At 41.5% G+C, this 13,121-nt stretch carries 17 protein-coding genes; 9 read left to right on the forward strand and 8 right to left on the reverse strand.

Features of this window, described 5'->3' with window-relative positions:
* Positions 1–15: 15 nt before the first annotated feature.
* From KH364_RS05160 to KH364_RS05190, 7 genes are all read left to right on the forward strand, one after another.
* The gene (locus KH364_RS05160) at positions 16–1,347 is read left to right on the forward strand and encodes an MmgE/PrpD family protein (protein ID WP_273298851.1); all 1,332 of its coding nucleotides are present in this window, start codon (positions 16–18) and stop codon (positions 1,345–1,347) included.
* Complete coding sequence (locus KH364_RS05165) at positions 1,340–2,179, forward strand: transporter substrate-binding domain-containing protein (RefSeq protein ID WP_265138278.1); 840 nt, start codon at positions 1,340–1,342, stop codon at positions 2,177–2,179. Before KH364_RS05160 ends, KH364_RS05165 begins: the two co-directional genes overlap by 8 nt.
* Before the next feature lie 55 nt (positions 2,180–2,234).
* A complete protein-coding gene (locus KH364_RS05170; RefSeq protein ID WP_004697693.1) occupies positions 2,235–2,951 on the forward strand; it encodes an amino acid ABC transporter permease in 717 nt (238 codons plus the stop codon).
* Positions 2,952–2,957: 6 nt separating this feature from the next.
* Positions 2,958–3,674, forward strand: a complete 717-nt coding sequence (locus KH364_RS05175) for an amino acid ABC transporter permease (protein ID WP_273298852.1) — start codon at positions 2,958–2,960, stop codon at positions 3,672–3,674.
* Positions 3,671–4,444, forward strand: a complete 774-nt coding sequence (locus KH364_RS05180; protein ID WP_273298853.1) for an amino acid ABC transporter ATP-binding protein — start codon at positions 3,671–3,673, stop codon at positions 4,442–4,444. The genes KH364_RS05175 and KH364_RS05180 overlap by 4 nt, the downstream gene beginning before the upstream one ends.
* Positions 4,445–4,456: 12 nt before the next feature.
* Entirely contained in the window at positions 4,457–4,939 is a 483-nt protein-coding gene (locus tag KH364_RS05185; protein WP_273298854.1) for a GNAT family N-acetyltransferase, read from the forward strand.
* A gap of 153 nt (positions 4,940–5,092) precedes the next feature.
* The gene (locus tag KH364_RS05190) at positions 5,093–5,491 is read left to right on the forward strand and encodes a hypothetical protein (protein WP_273298855.1); all 399 of its coding nucleotides are present in this window, start codon (positions 5,093–5,095) and stop codon (positions 5,489–5,491) included.
* A 55-nt stretch (positions 5,492–5,546) separates the two neighbouring features.
* Here KH364_RS05190 and rbsB read toward each other — a convergent pair whose 3' ends face one another.
* The 8 genes from rbsB to KH364_RS05230 all read right to left on the reverse strand — a co-directional run bounded on the left by rbsB (position 5,547) and on the right by KH364_RS05230 (position 12,130).
* The gene (rbsB, locus tag KH364_RS05195; RefSeq protein ID WP_009351848.1) at positions 5,547–6,449 is read right to left on the reverse strand and encodes a ribose ABC transporter substrate-binding protein RbsB; all 903 of its coding nucleotides are present in this window, start codon (positions 6,447–6,449) and stop codon (positions 5,547–5,549) included.
* Positions 6,450–6,458: 9 nt separating this feature from the next.
* Positions 6,459–7,394, reverse strand: coding sequence for a ribose ABC transporter permease (rbsC, locus tag KH364_RS05200; protein ID WP_265138288.1), 936 nt, complete (start codon positions 7,392–7,394; stop codon positions 6,459–6,461).
* Positions 7,394–8,875 (reverse strand): sugar ABC transporter ATP-binding protein, encoded by a 1,482-nt coding sequence (locus KH364_RS05205; protein ID WP_009352188.1) that lies wholly within the window; start codon positions 8,873–8,875, stop codon positions 7,394–7,396. The genes rbsC and KH364_RS05205 overlap by 1 nt, the downstream gene beginning before the upstream one ends.
* A 129-nt stretch (positions 8,876–9,004) precedes the next feature.
* Positions 9,005–9,418: a D-ribose pyranase gene (gene rbsD, locus KH364_RS05210; protein ID WP_009352111.1), complete on the reverse strand. Its 414-nt coding sequence runs from the start codon at positions 9,416–9,418 to the stop codon at positions 9,005–9,007.
* Between the two features lie 27 nt (positions 9,419–9,445).
* The gene (gene rbsK / locus KH364_RS05215) at positions 9,446–10,333 is read right to left on the reverse strand and encodes a ribokinase (protein WP_009352191.1); all 888 of its coding nucleotides are present in this window, start codon (positions 10,331–10,333) and stop codon (positions 9,446–9,448) included.
* Between the two features lie 321 nt (positions 10,334–10,654).
* Positions 10,655–10,837, reverse strand: coding sequence for a hypothetical protein (locus KH364_RS05220; RefSeq protein WP_009351928.1), 183 nt, complete (start codon positions 10,835–10,837; stop codon positions 10,655–10,657).
* 35 nt (positions 10,838–10,872) lie between these two features.
* Complete coding sequence (locus tag KH364_RS05225; protein WP_009351972.1) at positions 10,873–11,529, reverse strand: NAD(P)H-binding protein; 657 nt, start codon at positions 11,527–11,529, stop codon at positions 10,873–10,875.
* A 79-nt stretch (positions 11,530–11,608) separates the two neighbouring features.
* Positions 11,609–12,130 (reverse strand): cysteine hydrolase family protein, encoded by a 522-nt coding sequence (locus KH364_RS05230; protein WP_265138293.1) that lies wholly within the window; start codon positions 12,128–12,130, stop codon positions 11,609–11,611.
* Between the two features lie 289 nt (positions 12,131–12,419).
* On the opposite strand from KH364_RS05230, the gene KH364_RS05235 reads away from it, so the two are divergent.
* Complete coding sequence (locus KH364_RS05235) at positions 12,420–12,665, forward strand: type II toxin-antitoxin system prevent-host-death family antitoxin (RefSeq protein ID WP_009351852.1); 246 nt, start codon at positions 12,420–12,422, stop codon at positions 12,663–12,665.
* A 2-nt stretch (positions 12,666–12,667) separates the two neighbouring features.
* On the forward strand, positions 12,668–12,988 hold the full coding sequence (locus KH364_RS05240; protein ID WP_273298856.1) for a type II toxin-antitoxin system RelE/ParE family toxin: 321 nt from the start codon (positions 12,668–12,670) through the stop codon (positions 12,986–12,988).
* Positions 12,989–13,121: the final 133 nt, after the last annotated feature.

Consider the following 13,121-nt stretch of genomic DNA (forward strand, 5'->3'; position numbering starts at 1 on the left):
CTCAAAGGAGGGCCCATGGATTCAGTAACGCAGACGATTGTGAACTACATAGAACAAACGGATGTGTCGAACCGTGAGGACCTCCTATCAGTAGCGCGCATTGCCTTTCTAGATTATCTGGCGTCCCTAGCGCCAGCTGAGTCGGAACAAGCCGTTCAGGACTTGGCTCGGCTCATCGGGGCTAATGGAGAAAATGTATCTAAAGCTGATAAAGCCTTATATTATGGTTTTGCCTCTCATTATCTAGATTTTGATGATGCCCAGGCAAATTTGGCGGGTCACTTCAGTACTGTTTTATATTCTGCTCTATTAGCAGTGCTCGAGCCGAATGATACGTGGCATGATTTCTTTCGTGCTTATATCATTGGCGCCGAGCTAGAGGGAATCATTGGTTCACTCATCAATCCTGCCCATCGGACCCAAGGATGGCATTCTACGGGGACCGTTGGTGTGATTGGGGCGGCGGCCGCTATAGGCGCTTTGCGAGGCCTTCATGGTGAAAGCTTGGCTCAGCTCCTGTCTTTGGCTGCTACTCAGTCGGCGGGCATGTTCTTTCAAAGTGGTACAGATGGTAAGCCGCTCCATGCGGGACTGGCAGCACGCAATGGTGTATGGGCTTACGAACTGTTGCAACATACATCACTTCAAACAAGTACAAAACCGTTTGACCCTGAACGGGGTTGGTTTAAAACCATCGGTAATATTACCGTTACATCAAATGACATCGCTAGCCGTTGGTTAGCACCAGGGCAACTTATTGATCCTGGTTTGTGGATGAAAGTCCACCCCTATTGCTCGGCAGCCATTTGTGGCGCTGAAGCAGCAGAGGTGGTGGCACATAGAATACGATGTGCTGACTCTGATGTATTCCTTTGGGATGATATAAAGCGAGTTACTGTTCACTTCCCGCCTGGTGCTGATGCAGCATTGCGTTATACAGTGCCAACAACAGGTCGAGAAGGGCAGTTTTCCATAGAGTACATCGTGTACCAAGTCCTCGCCTATGGGGCGGTACAAGATGAGTTATTCAAGCTAGAAGCCATAGACCCAATAGTACGAGACTATATGAATCGTATAGAACGTGTTTATGATTTGCCGAAGGTATCCCTAACAGAGCGGATTACGAAAGTAACCGTTACTTTAAAAAGTGGAGATACTTTCACAGAGACGGTGAACAATCCGAAAGGATCGCCGAATAATCCCCTTACATTAGAGGATATACGCATTAAGCTTGGCCTCACGTTGAAGGCTGACCAAATAGATAGAATAATTGAGGCTTTCACCCATACAAATGAGGTGGAGCCATTCCTGCAAACATTGCAAAAAGAAGGAGTTTTACATGTTTAATACAAAGAAATTGACGAAATTATTTGCCATCGGCGCATTGGCACTAGGCGTTCTCGTGGTAGCTGGCTGTGGCGATGATACATCTAAAGAAACAAAGGTGAATCCAGATGCCAAAGTGATTAACGTAGCTACACGTGGTACAGTTCGTCCCTATTCCTATACAGATGATAACGGCAACCTTACAGGTTTTGACGTAGAGTTGTTGAAAGAAATTGAACGTCGTAATCCAGACCTTCACTTCAACTTCAAGCCGATGGCCGTTGACGCTGCCTTCGTAGCAATGGATGCTGGCCAAGTTGACATGATTGCAAACCAAATGCGCCGTAATCCAACTCGTGAAGCAAAATACTATTACACCAATGAGGTTAATAACTACTCCACACGTAAATTAGTGGTGAAAAATGACCGTAATGACATTTCTAAATTAGATGATTTGAAAGGCAAAAAAATCGCCGTTACTACATCTTCTGAGTTTAACGAATTAGTAAAACAATTCAATGAAACAGCGGATCCGCAAATTGAAGTTATCTATACAGATAAAGCTGGTGCAGAAACATTGAACCTCGTTGCTACCGGTCGTGCCGATGCAGCTGGTGAGTATGAATACGTAATTAACTCTGCCATTAAGGACCGTGGCTTACCACTCAAAGCCGTAGGTGATGTATTGGCAGTAGTACCAACATACTTCTTGTCTAAACGGACAGATGATATGAAACAAGTAAACGAAAAAATCGATAAAACGATGAAAGAAATGCGTGCTGATGGTACGTTGAAAAAACTTTCTGAAAAATATCTTGGTGGGGATTACACATTCGATCCAACACAAAAATAACGAATAGGCCGCCTTGGCGGCCTTATTCTATTATGTATAGAAACGAGGTGCTACTGTGGGCAAGTATTTTGATGTGTCCTACATGATCCAAGCGTTTCCACAGCTCTTGAATTATGTTCACGTAACGGTGCTCATCACCGTTATTTCTGCCATCTTAGGTGTTATATTGGGCTCTATTATAGCCATTATTCGCCTCAAGAAGGTGCCAGTATTAAACCAATTATTTATTGTATTTATCTCCTTTATGCGGGGCACGCCGTTCTTGGTACAACTATTCCTCATTTACTTTGGGGTGCCAGAAATCATGTCCCATATGGGTCTTAACATGAAAAATGTGCCGGGCCTCGTATTCGTGTATGCGGTGTTTACATTGCATATCGCAGCGTATAGTGCCGAAATCATGCGCTCCAGTATTGATGCGGTGGCTCCTGGTGAGAAGGAAGCCGCTAAAAGCCTTGGCATGACCGAGTTTCAAAGCTATGTGCGCATCATCTTGCCGCAGGCTTTCACCATGAGTATTCCACCGTTGACGAACCTCGTTATCGGCATGTTGAAAGGGACGGCGCTCATCTTTAACGTCGGCGTTGTCGATATGATGCGTAAGGCGGACCTCATGGGCGGCAATAGCCAGCGTTATCTTGAGTTATTCGTAGACGCAGCCATCATTTATGGAATTCTAATTATCATCGTGTCCCTCTTGGGCCGATTGCTTGAAAAACGTTTTACCGTTGCGGGCAAGGAAACGCAACGCATTTTGATCAGTGAGGAGTAGGGGCTTATGGGACATATTATTGATTCAACCTATATTTATGGCACCTTCTTTGCTGTCATTCCTTATGTGAAAGTAACCCTCATGATTACCTTCCTCAGCGTTGGTTTGGGTACAATCCTAGGGTTATTAAGTTGCGTGCTACAACAAAATAAAGTACCTGTGCTCAGTCAGCTCAGCTACTTGTACGTATTGTTGTGCCGTAGTATTCCGAACATGGTTCTCTTATACCTCGTGTACTATGGCTTGCCAATTCTTTTCCTCGCCTTAGAGGATCAAACAGGGGTGCATGTGCCTTTTGAAAAGGTGCCAGCTACCTTCGTAGCCGTTGTAGGCTTAACCTTGCATACAGGGGCGTATTTGAGTGAAATCTTCCGGGCTGCCTTGCAATCGGTACCGAAAGGTCAAATGGAAGCGGCTCAAGCCATCGGTATGACTTGGCTCCAAGCGTTCCGTCGCATCGTATTGCCGCAAGCGACAGTCTTTGCGTTGCCACTATTTACGAACCAATTCCTTAACACTATGAAGAGTACTAGTATCGTATTCGTCATCACGGTTATTGAATTGTTTGGCGCTGCAAAGTTATATACAGAGGAAAATTCGCAGTATTTTGAGGCCTACATCGTGGTGGCCGGTCTATTCTGGGTGATGGGGATTGTCTTTGAATTTATCTTCCATCGTTTAGAAGTCTATGCAAGCAAGTATAAACGAGGTAATGCATTATGATAGATATTAAACAAGTTCACAAATCCTTCGGGAACCGTGAAATTTTAAAGGGCATCGACCTACATGTGCCAACAGGGTCTGTAACGGTTATCCTTGGCCCATCTGGCAGTGGTAAGACGACGTTCCTTAGAACATTGAACTTCCTTGAAAAGGCTGATGCTGGGACGATGCAATTAAACGATATTTCTGTAGACTTACATAAAGCATCTAATAAGGAAATCTTAAACGTACGCCGCAATACATCCATGGTATTCCAGTCTTATAACTTATTCTCTAATAAGACTGTTATTGAAAACATCATGGAAGGCCTTGTAACAGTTAAGAAGATGAAAAAATCTGAAGCCCGTGACATTGCGCAACGTTTCCTCAAGGAAGTAGGCATGGAAGGCTATGAAGATTACTATCCTGTACAACTTTCAGGGGGTCAACAACAACGTATCGGCATCGCTCGGGCCCTTGCGATGGACCCAGAGGTTATTCTCTTTGACGAACCTACATCAGCTCTTGATCCAGAACTCGTAGGGGAAGTATTAGCAGTTATCCGTAAAATCGCTAAAGAGCTAGAGGTTACGATGATCATCGTTACTCACGAAATTGGTTTTGCTAAAGAAGTGGCTGACCAAGTCGTATTCATGGAAGGCGGCGTCATCGTAGAACAAGGGGACCCTAAGATTGTCCTTGAACATCCTAAAGAAGAACGAACACGTAAATTCTTGAGCCGTTACCTTACACTCGATAGTGAATTGCCTTTAGATAGCGCAGCTTTATAAACGAGGTACATAATGAAAGAATTTAGACAATTAACTGTAGATGATGCGGCTGAGTATCACGAGGTGTTGATTGCGGGATATGCAGAGAATAAGAACTATCCTATATCCTTTGATGCCATCAACTTTAGCCAAGAAGAGTCTCGTGCATGGATCTTAAAATATCCTGTGTATGGCCTCTACGTAGATGGCGCCTTGGTATGCTCTATTTCATTCCGCATGCCTTGGATTCCCAAGGCTACACCAGATGTATACCCGCACATTGCGCACTTTGTAACGGCTCCTGAACATAAGGGAAAGGGCTATGCTCGTGAAGTCCTTGCCGAAGCAGAAGACCTACTCCGCAACGTATATAAAACACCAGCTGTAACTTTAGGTACCGCCGCAGAACATCCGTGGCTTACCAAAATGTACGAAAGCTTTGGCTTTAAGGAATGCAAACGAACACAACTACCTGGGAAGGTACATACGACAATATTTTTTAAGAAAACCTTGTAAGAAGAACTCTAATTTGGAGTTCTACAATACAAATAGCGACTAGTTAAGATAATCAACTAGTCGCTATTTTATTTTTATCTCTAGTTACTATTTTGTTAATACATGTAATGTTATAATAAATGAAAATGTTACTACTTGTGGAGTGTGAATAGGATGTATGAAATCGTAAATGAACCAAATTTAACCATTGCTTTTGATATGGATACGGAGTTATCTCAATTTGGTGTGTTTGGCGTATATATTAAACAGGGCTACAATATTTGTGCTGGGTACATTGACCCTAGTGACTGGTCTGGTATTCATGGGGGATACAAAGAATTAGTTGAGCTATATGAGAATTGCAAAGGAAAAGCAACCTTCTCTTATGTATTAACTGGAGAAGGGGATACGCTTACATTCTCGTTAGATCAAAAGGGTGTTCTAACGATGGAGATTAACATCTGTACTACTTATAATTACAAATGTAATATGACTATTGAAAGTTTAGATCAAACGTATTTGCCAAAGTTTATTGAGTTCTTTAAAGTGTTTTTAGAGAAAGAGCCGAAATAAAAAGAGTCGCGTCTTTAAGATGCGACTCTTTTTTGTACCCAGTTTCTATATACAATTATTTTGTAACAACTTTAAGATCTACAGGGATTTTAGCTTCTACAGCTTCGCCTTTGATAACTTTTTGAGCTGTATCGATAGCGATTTTACCCATTTGGTCTGGTTGTTGAGCAATTGTTGCAGCCAATGTGCCGTCTTTAACAGCTTTGTCTGCGTCAGCAGTACCGTCGAAGCCTACTATGAAGATTGTTTTGCCTGCGGATTTAGCTGCTTGGATAGCGCCCAATGCCATTTCGTCGTTATGAGCAAAGATAGCTTGTACATCAGGGTTAGCTTGCAAGATATTTGTTGCTACGTTCAAACCTTTTGTGCGGTCGAAGTCAGCACTTTGTTTTGCTACTACTGTTAAGTCTTTGTCAGCTACGTTATGGAAACCTTGGCCACGTTCACGAGTTGCGGAAGCACCAGGGATACCTTCGATTTCAGCTACTTTTGCAGCTTTGCCTACTTTATCAACGATCAGTTGAGCTGCCATTTCGCCGCCTTTTACATTATCGGAAGCGATGTGAGCAACTACTTTGCCTTTATCAGCAGAACGGTCAACAGTGATTACAGGAATGTTTTTAGCATTTGCTGCTTCTACAGAAGTAGAGATAGCTGCAGAGTCTACAGGGTTAATGATCAATACGGAAACGCCGCTTTCAAGCAAGTCAGAAATATCATTTGCTTGTTTTGCAGGGTCGTTTTGAGCATCAACGATTTTAACTTTAAGGCCAAGAGTTTTAGCTTGAGCCTCAACGCCTTCCTTCATAGTTACGAAGAATGGGTTGTTCAATGTGGAAACAGAGAAGCCGATAGTGCCGGATTTTTTGTCGCCGCCGTTATCAGCGCTTTTACCACAGCCTGCTACAAGTCCGATAACCATAACGGCCATCGCCAACAGTAACAATAGTTTTTTCATAGGAACCTCCTAGGCTTTCTTACGGTCTGCAAGAACAGCCAGTAAAATAACAATACCTTTTACAACTTGTTGATAGAAACTGGAAACGTCGAGAATATTTAACCCATTGTTGAGGGTACCGATAATTAGGGCACCAATTAATGTGCCAACGATATGACCACGACCACCAGCAAGGCTTGTACCGCCAAGAACTACCGCTGCGATAGCGTCAAGTTCGTAGCCTGCACCTGCTGTAGGTTGTGCAGAGTTAAGACGAGAAGTGATGATTGCACCAGCGATACCACAGAGCATACCAGTCAAGGCATACACGAAGATTTTAACGCGGTCAATCTTGATACCAGCAATGAAACTAACCTTTTCGCTACCACCTACGGCGTATGTTTTACGGCCTAAGGATGTGCGGCTCAATACGAACCAGAGGGCGATGAAAGCTAGGAACATTGTGATAGCTGGAACTGGAAGGCCTGCAATATCCCCTTGGCCAAAGCCGTGGAATAGAGGATCTTGAGTAAGACCGGAGATTGGATTACCGTCTGTGAATACTAGCGTCGCACCACGGTAGATTGTCATGGTCGCTAAGGTAGCGATAAATGGAGCTACGCGGCCATAGGTAATAACGAGACCGTTAATACCGCCCAATACAAGGCCTGCACCGGCTGCTAATACGATAGCCAATACAGGGTCAGTACCAGTTACGATGAGGTTGGCCATCACTGCACTAGAGAGGGCAAGGATGGAACCGACGGATAAGTCGATACCGCCCGTTAAGATGACGAAAGTCATACCAAAGGCGATGATCGCATTGATGGATACTTGGCGCAACAAGTTACGCAAGTTAGAGAATTCAAGGAAACTGTCGTTCATGACAGAGATAATTACAAATAATAGGATGAGGCCGATGAGGGGGCCTAATTTTTTTATATACTGTAGAGCTTTGCTGTCCATTATTGTCCTCCTGTGGCTAATGTCATAATCGATTCTGGTGTTGCATCGCAGCGGTCCAAGATACCTGCTACGCGACCTTCATGAATGACCATAACGCGGTCACTCATGCCTAGCACTTCAGGTAACTCAGAGGACACCATGATAATGGACACACCATCGTTCGTTAATTCGTTCATTAAATCATAAATATCACGTTTTGCGCCGATATCGATACCGCGCGTTGGTTCATCCATGATGATAATGGATGGCTTTTTACCAACCCATTTCGCGATAACCACCTTTTGTTGGTTACCACCGGATAGGGACGATGCCGCTTCGTGAATAGATTGTGTTTTAACGCCTAGCTTTTTAGACAATTCGTCAGCAAAGGAATTGAGCTTGCTCTTATCCAATACATGAGATGGACAAATTTCGTCAAGGTTCGGCAATGTAATATTGGAACCGATGGAGAAATCGAGGATCAAGCCTTCGCTCTTTCTATTTTCTGTGATGAAAGCAATGCCAGCTTTGATGGCATCTTCTGGTTTTTTACAGTTCAGAACGGATCCGTTAACTGTTACGGTACCGCCATTGTGTTTATCTACACCAAAGATGGCGCGCATGATTTCTGTACGGCCAGCACCCATGAGGCCTGCTACGCCGAGGATTTCACCTTTACGCAAGGAGAAGGAGATTTCGTTGTTAAAACCTTCTGGTTTAAGGTTATCCACGCTCATCACAACTTCGCCTGGTGTAGTTGTACGAGCAGGATAGAACTCGTCGATAGAACGACCTACCATGTGGCGTACCACTTCGTCTACAGAAATTTCAGCAGTTGGTTTTGTAATGATGGTGTGACCATCACGCATAACTGTTATAGTATCGCATTCGCTAAATACCTCTTCCATACGGTGAGAAATATATACGATTGCTACGCCACGGGCTTTCATTTTGCGCATCATTTTGAACAATGTTGCCGTTTCACGCTCTGTGAGGGCTGCTGTCGGTTCGTCCATGATGACAACCTTGGCATCTAACATCAAGATACGAAGGATTTCTGTCATCTGTTGATGACCGACGGAGCAAAGGCCTGCTTCCGTTGTGAGCGGCAATTCGATGCCTAGTTCGCGGCATGTATTTTGTGCTTCTTCGAGCATCGCCTTTTTATCGAGCATACCGAATTTATTGCGCTTCGGTCTCATTAAATATAGGTTTTCTAACAAGGTTAGATTTGGCCAAATGTTGAGCTCTTGGTGGATGAAAGCCACACCGTTTAGCTCGGCCTCTCTTGGGTTCGGGAAGGTCCGCTCTACGCCGTCGATGGTGATTTTACCAGCGTCTGCCTTGTGAATGCCCGTAAGGATATTCATGAGGGTGGATTTGCCGGCGCCGTTTTCACCCATCAAGGCGTGAACCTCGCCCTCCTTGAGGGTAATACTTACATCGCGTAGTACTTGGTTCGTACCAAATGCCTTTGCAATACCAGACATAACAATTTCCATAACTACTCCTATATGATTGGTGAAAGTATCTCTGATGTATGTAATAGATTTGATAGTTAATTTTTGCAAGCCGAACTGCCTAATTTACAGGTTCGGATGCTTATAAAACTAATTGGTTAATCTATTGCTCTACGGGCGATCGCTGAAAATACAATCGGCGCGCAAGATAATGTTGGCATACGGAGATGCTTCACCAGTTCTAATAATGCATTTGCATTGTTTTGTGGCTTCTTTGAAAGCTTCATGGCTCGTTTCAATCCATTCGTATTGATTGGATGGGAAGGTGGCCTCCAAGAAGTCATAAGCCTTAGGATTATTTTCCTTAATTTCCTTTGCCACATGAACCGCTTCGGATTTCATATGCTTAGCGATGATGGATACCACTTGTTCAAAGCTTGGTACACCAAAATCTAAGGCTAAATCAATCTTTTGAACCCCTTCAGGTACTGGCAATCCGCAGTCAGCAATACAAATCGTATCTGTATGACCAAGATCTGCAAGAACCTTAGCGATATGGCTATTTAAAATACCGTGTCGTTGCATGGATAACTCCTTTTTCTATTCAATATGCTAACTCTTTGCCAAGAATGCAGCGACCTCGTCCTTCGTAGGCATACCGCCTTGGGCGCCCAAACGTTGGATGGAGAGGGCCGCAGCTGCATTGCCGTAGTGCAACGCATCGGCTAAGCTTTTACCATTGACGATAGCTGTTGCAAAGGCACCGTTAAAGGTATCGCCTGCACCTGTTGTATCTACTGGTTCAACCTTGAAGCCAGATACGGTGTGGATTTCGCCATTGTCGGCGTAGCCTACACCTTTACTGCCAAGGGTAACGATGATTTTGTTTTCGTTAGCTAGTAACGTATCTTTTGTAGATTGATTAGGGTAAAGAGCAGATAGTTCATGCTCGTTTGGCGTGATGTACGTAGCCAATTCTAACCATTCAGGATTTAGGTCAGCTGCTGGAGCTGGATTTAAGAGGACTTTCACATTAGCCTCGTGGCAACGACGAACGAGATATTCGATGGTTGGAATAGGAATTTCGTTTTGCACCATTACGAGATCTGCTTGTTCAATAGCTGACCAAGCATTATCTACTACAGATTGATCCACCTTAGCATTAGCACCTGCAATAACGATAATGCTGTTATCCCCTTCGGCCAATGTAATGTGGGCTGTACCAGTTGTAGTATCTGGAACGGTAACGATGTAGTCTGTATTGATATGATTTTCCTTTAGGTTATCCATAATCATTTGGCCGTATGCATCTTCCCCGATACAACCAACCATAGTCACCTCTGCGCCTAGACGAGCAGCAGCTACCGCTTGATTTGCACCTTTACCGCCGTGAGCGATGTGCAATTCGTTGCCCATGATTGTTTCACCCGCAGTAGGGCGTTTGTCCGCTAGGACTACAATATCCATGTTGCAACTGCCTATAACAACAATGCGATTCATAATAACTCCTTAATCAGCCTCTGCCCTAACTAGGACTAAAAAGGGATATCGTTTATTTTTATACACAAAAAATACGGTGGTTTATACAACAAAATGTATATATAAATATAATCGATAACCGCATAGGCGTTTACTTTCACATATATATTAGTATAACTTAATCATTTATTAGTATAGCGTAAATACAGAACTTTATCTATATAAATAACTATAAAATATAGCAATAAGAAAAGGTATACCCAAAATCTATGTTACATGAGTAAAAATGTACTCCTGAATTTTGGATATACCTTATATTAAAAAATTAATAGACTATACTATTTATATTTTTTCTAACATTTTGTCTATGCTATCAAATGTTTCTTTTAAGGTTAGCGTTCGCCCTTGGATAATGTCATTTTGACCTTCTACAATAGCAGATAATATATCTATCTTAGCTTGTAAAATGCTAGTTGTAGTATCATTAATATTTATTGTATTACTGTAGCTTTTACCTATATTCATAGTTTTTAGGCCTTTGTTCTTAATATAGTTATATATTAGTGAAAGCTTGGTTTGTCGTAGTGTGTACCGGGCTCACCTACGCCAATACTTGTGCGGTGGAACGGAGTTTCATCCTCTACATGTAAAATATCGAAAATGGCTTTTACAACGGCTTCGCGAGTAACTTGAGCATCGTTGAATTGCACTCCTTCAGGGATGAGTTCGTAATTTGTATTCTCTGGATCATTGTAGAGCCATGTGAGGCGCAAGATTGTGTAGTTTAAGTTGGACTCGCGCAATACATTTCGTGCTTGGCGTTCGCCTTGTACATAGCTAATCGGTAAGTTGTCGAAGGTCCATTTTTCAAGTGCTGCTGGGAATTCACCAGAGAGACCAGCCATGGAAAGGCCGATAACGCGGCGTACATTTTTGCGACTCAATGCTTTCACGATGGATGCCATATCACTACCAGCCTCCATGGCACCTACGAAAACGATTTCAGCATTTGTTACAGCTTGCTCTAATTTTGCGGGATTTTGGAAAGAGCCCTCGATGACAGTCACTCGTTCATGTTCGAGGATTTCTGGATGTATACGCGTGGATAATTGGCGACCATATAATGTAAGGTGCATGTCTGTATATGTTAATAATGTAGCGGTTAACTTCTGTGCAATCTGGCCAGCGGCCCCTAAAATAGTAATATATTTGTACATATAGACCTCCTATGTCCCGGGCATAAGTATTTACATGCATTATATCACATCTATATGACAGGAAAGTGAGAATAGAAATTTAATTAATAGCTAGAATTTCTTTTGTTGTTCTTAGTTGCGCAAATCGATTTCTCCAAATTTTTTCTTTGTAAAAGGATAAGATTTGATCGGCAGATAGATGGATGTTGTCAAAGGTTGAGATAGCATCTTCGACGATGGTGATTTTATAACCATATTCAAAGCCTACTTTCACAGATGTATCAATGCAAAATTCCACTTGCATTCCTACAAATGTTAAATCGATAATATTTTTTCGGTTTAAATATTCCTTTAATTCAGTGTCCTTGAAGATGCTATTGTAATATTTATTGAAAATCTTTTCGTTTTCTTGAGGCTTTAATTCGTGATAGACTTGCCAATTATCACTACCCATTGCTAATAAACCTTCATCTTCAGAGTGTCTGATAAAAATTACTTCTATATTTTGATCTCTGAAATGTTGAATGATTGCTTTTGTATTTATGATAAAATTTTTTGTATCGAAAGGATTTTCTTTAACTAAGCCTTCTTGTATGTCGATTACGATTAATGCTTGTGCCATGATGTATTTCCTTTATTAAAGATAAATTATATGTATTACGTGAATGTAATTAGAATTTATTATATTAGTTATTAAATTATTGTGGATTTCTTCGTATATAAGTATCTATGCACATTATATAACAAGTATATAACAAGAAAAGGAAGAAAGCAGTATCATATATGTTGATAGTAATTTTAAGAAATGTTGTAAAATCTGATGTTGAATTTACATGATAATTTAACTACAATAATGATAAGATATTAGAAAGATGAGTGTTATATCACTAAAGTATTTTGGAGGTGATAGTATGCCGAATATAAAACCTATTTCAGATTTACGTAACTATTCTGAAGTTTTACGAGATGTTACTATAGATAGTCCAGTATTCTTAACTAAAAATGGTAGAGGCCGATATGCCATTATGGATATCCAAGATTATGAACGAGTAATGGCTACAATAAAACTTATGGGCGCTTTAGAGAGCGGTCGTAAGTCTGGTGAAGAACAAGGATGGATTTCATCAGAGCAACTAAAGAGTGAATTGGGGATTTAATTATGAATAATCAAATTAGCTATGCACCAAAAGCACGAGAAGATTTGCTAGAAATAAAATCTTTTATAGAAGAAGAGTCAGGTGATATTGAGTTAGCTAAGAAAACCATTTCGGATATAGTGACTACGAATGACTCGTTGAGTATATTTCCAGAAATGGGGCAGCGATTATTGATTAATCTAGGAAGTAAAATTGAATATAGATATTTACTTTGTCATAATTATTTAAGTTTTTACCGTTATTTAGACCGAACTATCTATATTGATAGAATATTAAACAGTAGACGGGATTATCTTAGAATATTATTAGATGAAGTACATTAGCTCTTAAAAGCACTATCCTTAATAGATGGTGCTTTTTATCATATGATAAACATACTAACTATTAATAGTATCTTGGCTTTCACAAATCCTAGAAGAGTGATACAATATAGATTATATATTCATTTTTAGAAAA

This window comes from Veillonella sp. oral taxon 158, from assembly GCF_018376515.1.
Classification (GTDB): domain Bacteria; phylum Bacillota; class Negativicutes; order Veillonellales; family Veillonellaceae; genus Veillonella; species Veillonella rogosae.

What these genes read in the sequence shown, in the direction of transcription:
- KH364_RS05225 (WP_009351972.1), bottom strand. Translation starts at nt 11,529, where the DNA reads ATGTACAAATATATTACTATTTTAGGGGCCGCTGGCCAGATTGCACAG.
- KH364_RS05175 (WP_273298852.1), top strand. Translation starts at nt 2,958, where the DNA reads ATGGGACATATTATTGATTCAACCTATATTTATGGCACCTTCTTTGCT.
- KH364_RS05180 (WP_273298853.1), top strand. Translation starts at nt 3,671, where the DNA reads ATGATAGATATTAAACAAGTTCACAAATCCTTCGGGAACCGTGAAATT.
- KH364_RS05205 (WP_009352188.1), bottom strand. Translation starts at nt 8,875, where the DNA reads ATGGAAATTGTTATGTCTGGTATTGCAAAGGCATTTGGTACGAACCAA.
- KH364_RS05185 (WP_273298854.1), top strand. Translation starts at nt 4,457, where the DNA reads ATGAAAGAATTTAGACAATTAACTGTAGATGATGCGGCTGAGTATCAC.
- rbsK (WP_009352191.1), bottom strand. Translation starts at nt 10,333, where the DNA reads ATGAATCGCATTGTTGTTATAGGCAGTTGCAACATGGATATTGTAGTC.
- rbsB (WP_009351848.1), bottom strand. Translation starts at nt 6,449, where the DNA reads ATGAAAAAACTATTGTTACTGTTGGCGATGGCCGTTATGGTTATCGGA.
- KH364_RS05240 (WP_273298856.1), top strand. Translation starts at nt 12,668, where the DNA reads ATGAATAATCAAATTAGCTATGCACCAAAAGCACGAGAAGATTTGCTA.
- KH364_RS05165 (WP_265138278.1), top strand. Translation starts at nt 1,340, where the DNA reads ATGTTTAATACAAAGAAATTGACGAAATTATTTGCCATCGGCGCATTG.
- KH364_RS05190 (WP_273298855.1), top strand. Translation starts at nt 5,093, where the DNA reads ATGTATGAAATCGTAAATGAACCAAATTTAACCATTGCTTTTGATATG.
- KH364_RS05235 (WP_009351852.1), top strand. Translation starts at nt 12,420, where the DNA reads ATGCCGAATATAAAACCTATTTCAGATTTACGTAACTATTCTGAAGTT.
- KH364_RS05220 (WP_009351928.1), bottom strand. Translation starts at nt 10,837, where the DNA reads ATGAATATAGGTAAAAGCTACAGTAATACAATAAATATTAATGATACT.
- KH364_RS05160 (WP_273298851.1), top strand. Translation starts at nt 16, where the DNA reads ATGGATTCAGTAACGCAGACGATTGTGAACTACATAGAACAAACGGAT.
- rbsD (WP_009352111.1), bottom strand. Translation starts at nt 9,418, where the DNA reads ATGCAACGACACGGTATTTTAAATAGCCATATCGCTAAGGTTCTTGCA.
- rbsC (WP_265138288.1), bottom strand. Translation starts at nt 7,394, where the DNA reads ATGGACAGCAAAGCTCTACAGTATATAAAAAAATTAGGCCCCCTCATC.
- KH364_RS05230 (WP_265138293.1), bottom strand. Translation starts at nt 12,130, where the DNA reads ATGGCACAAGCATTAATCGTAATCGACATACAAGAAGGCTTAGTTAAA.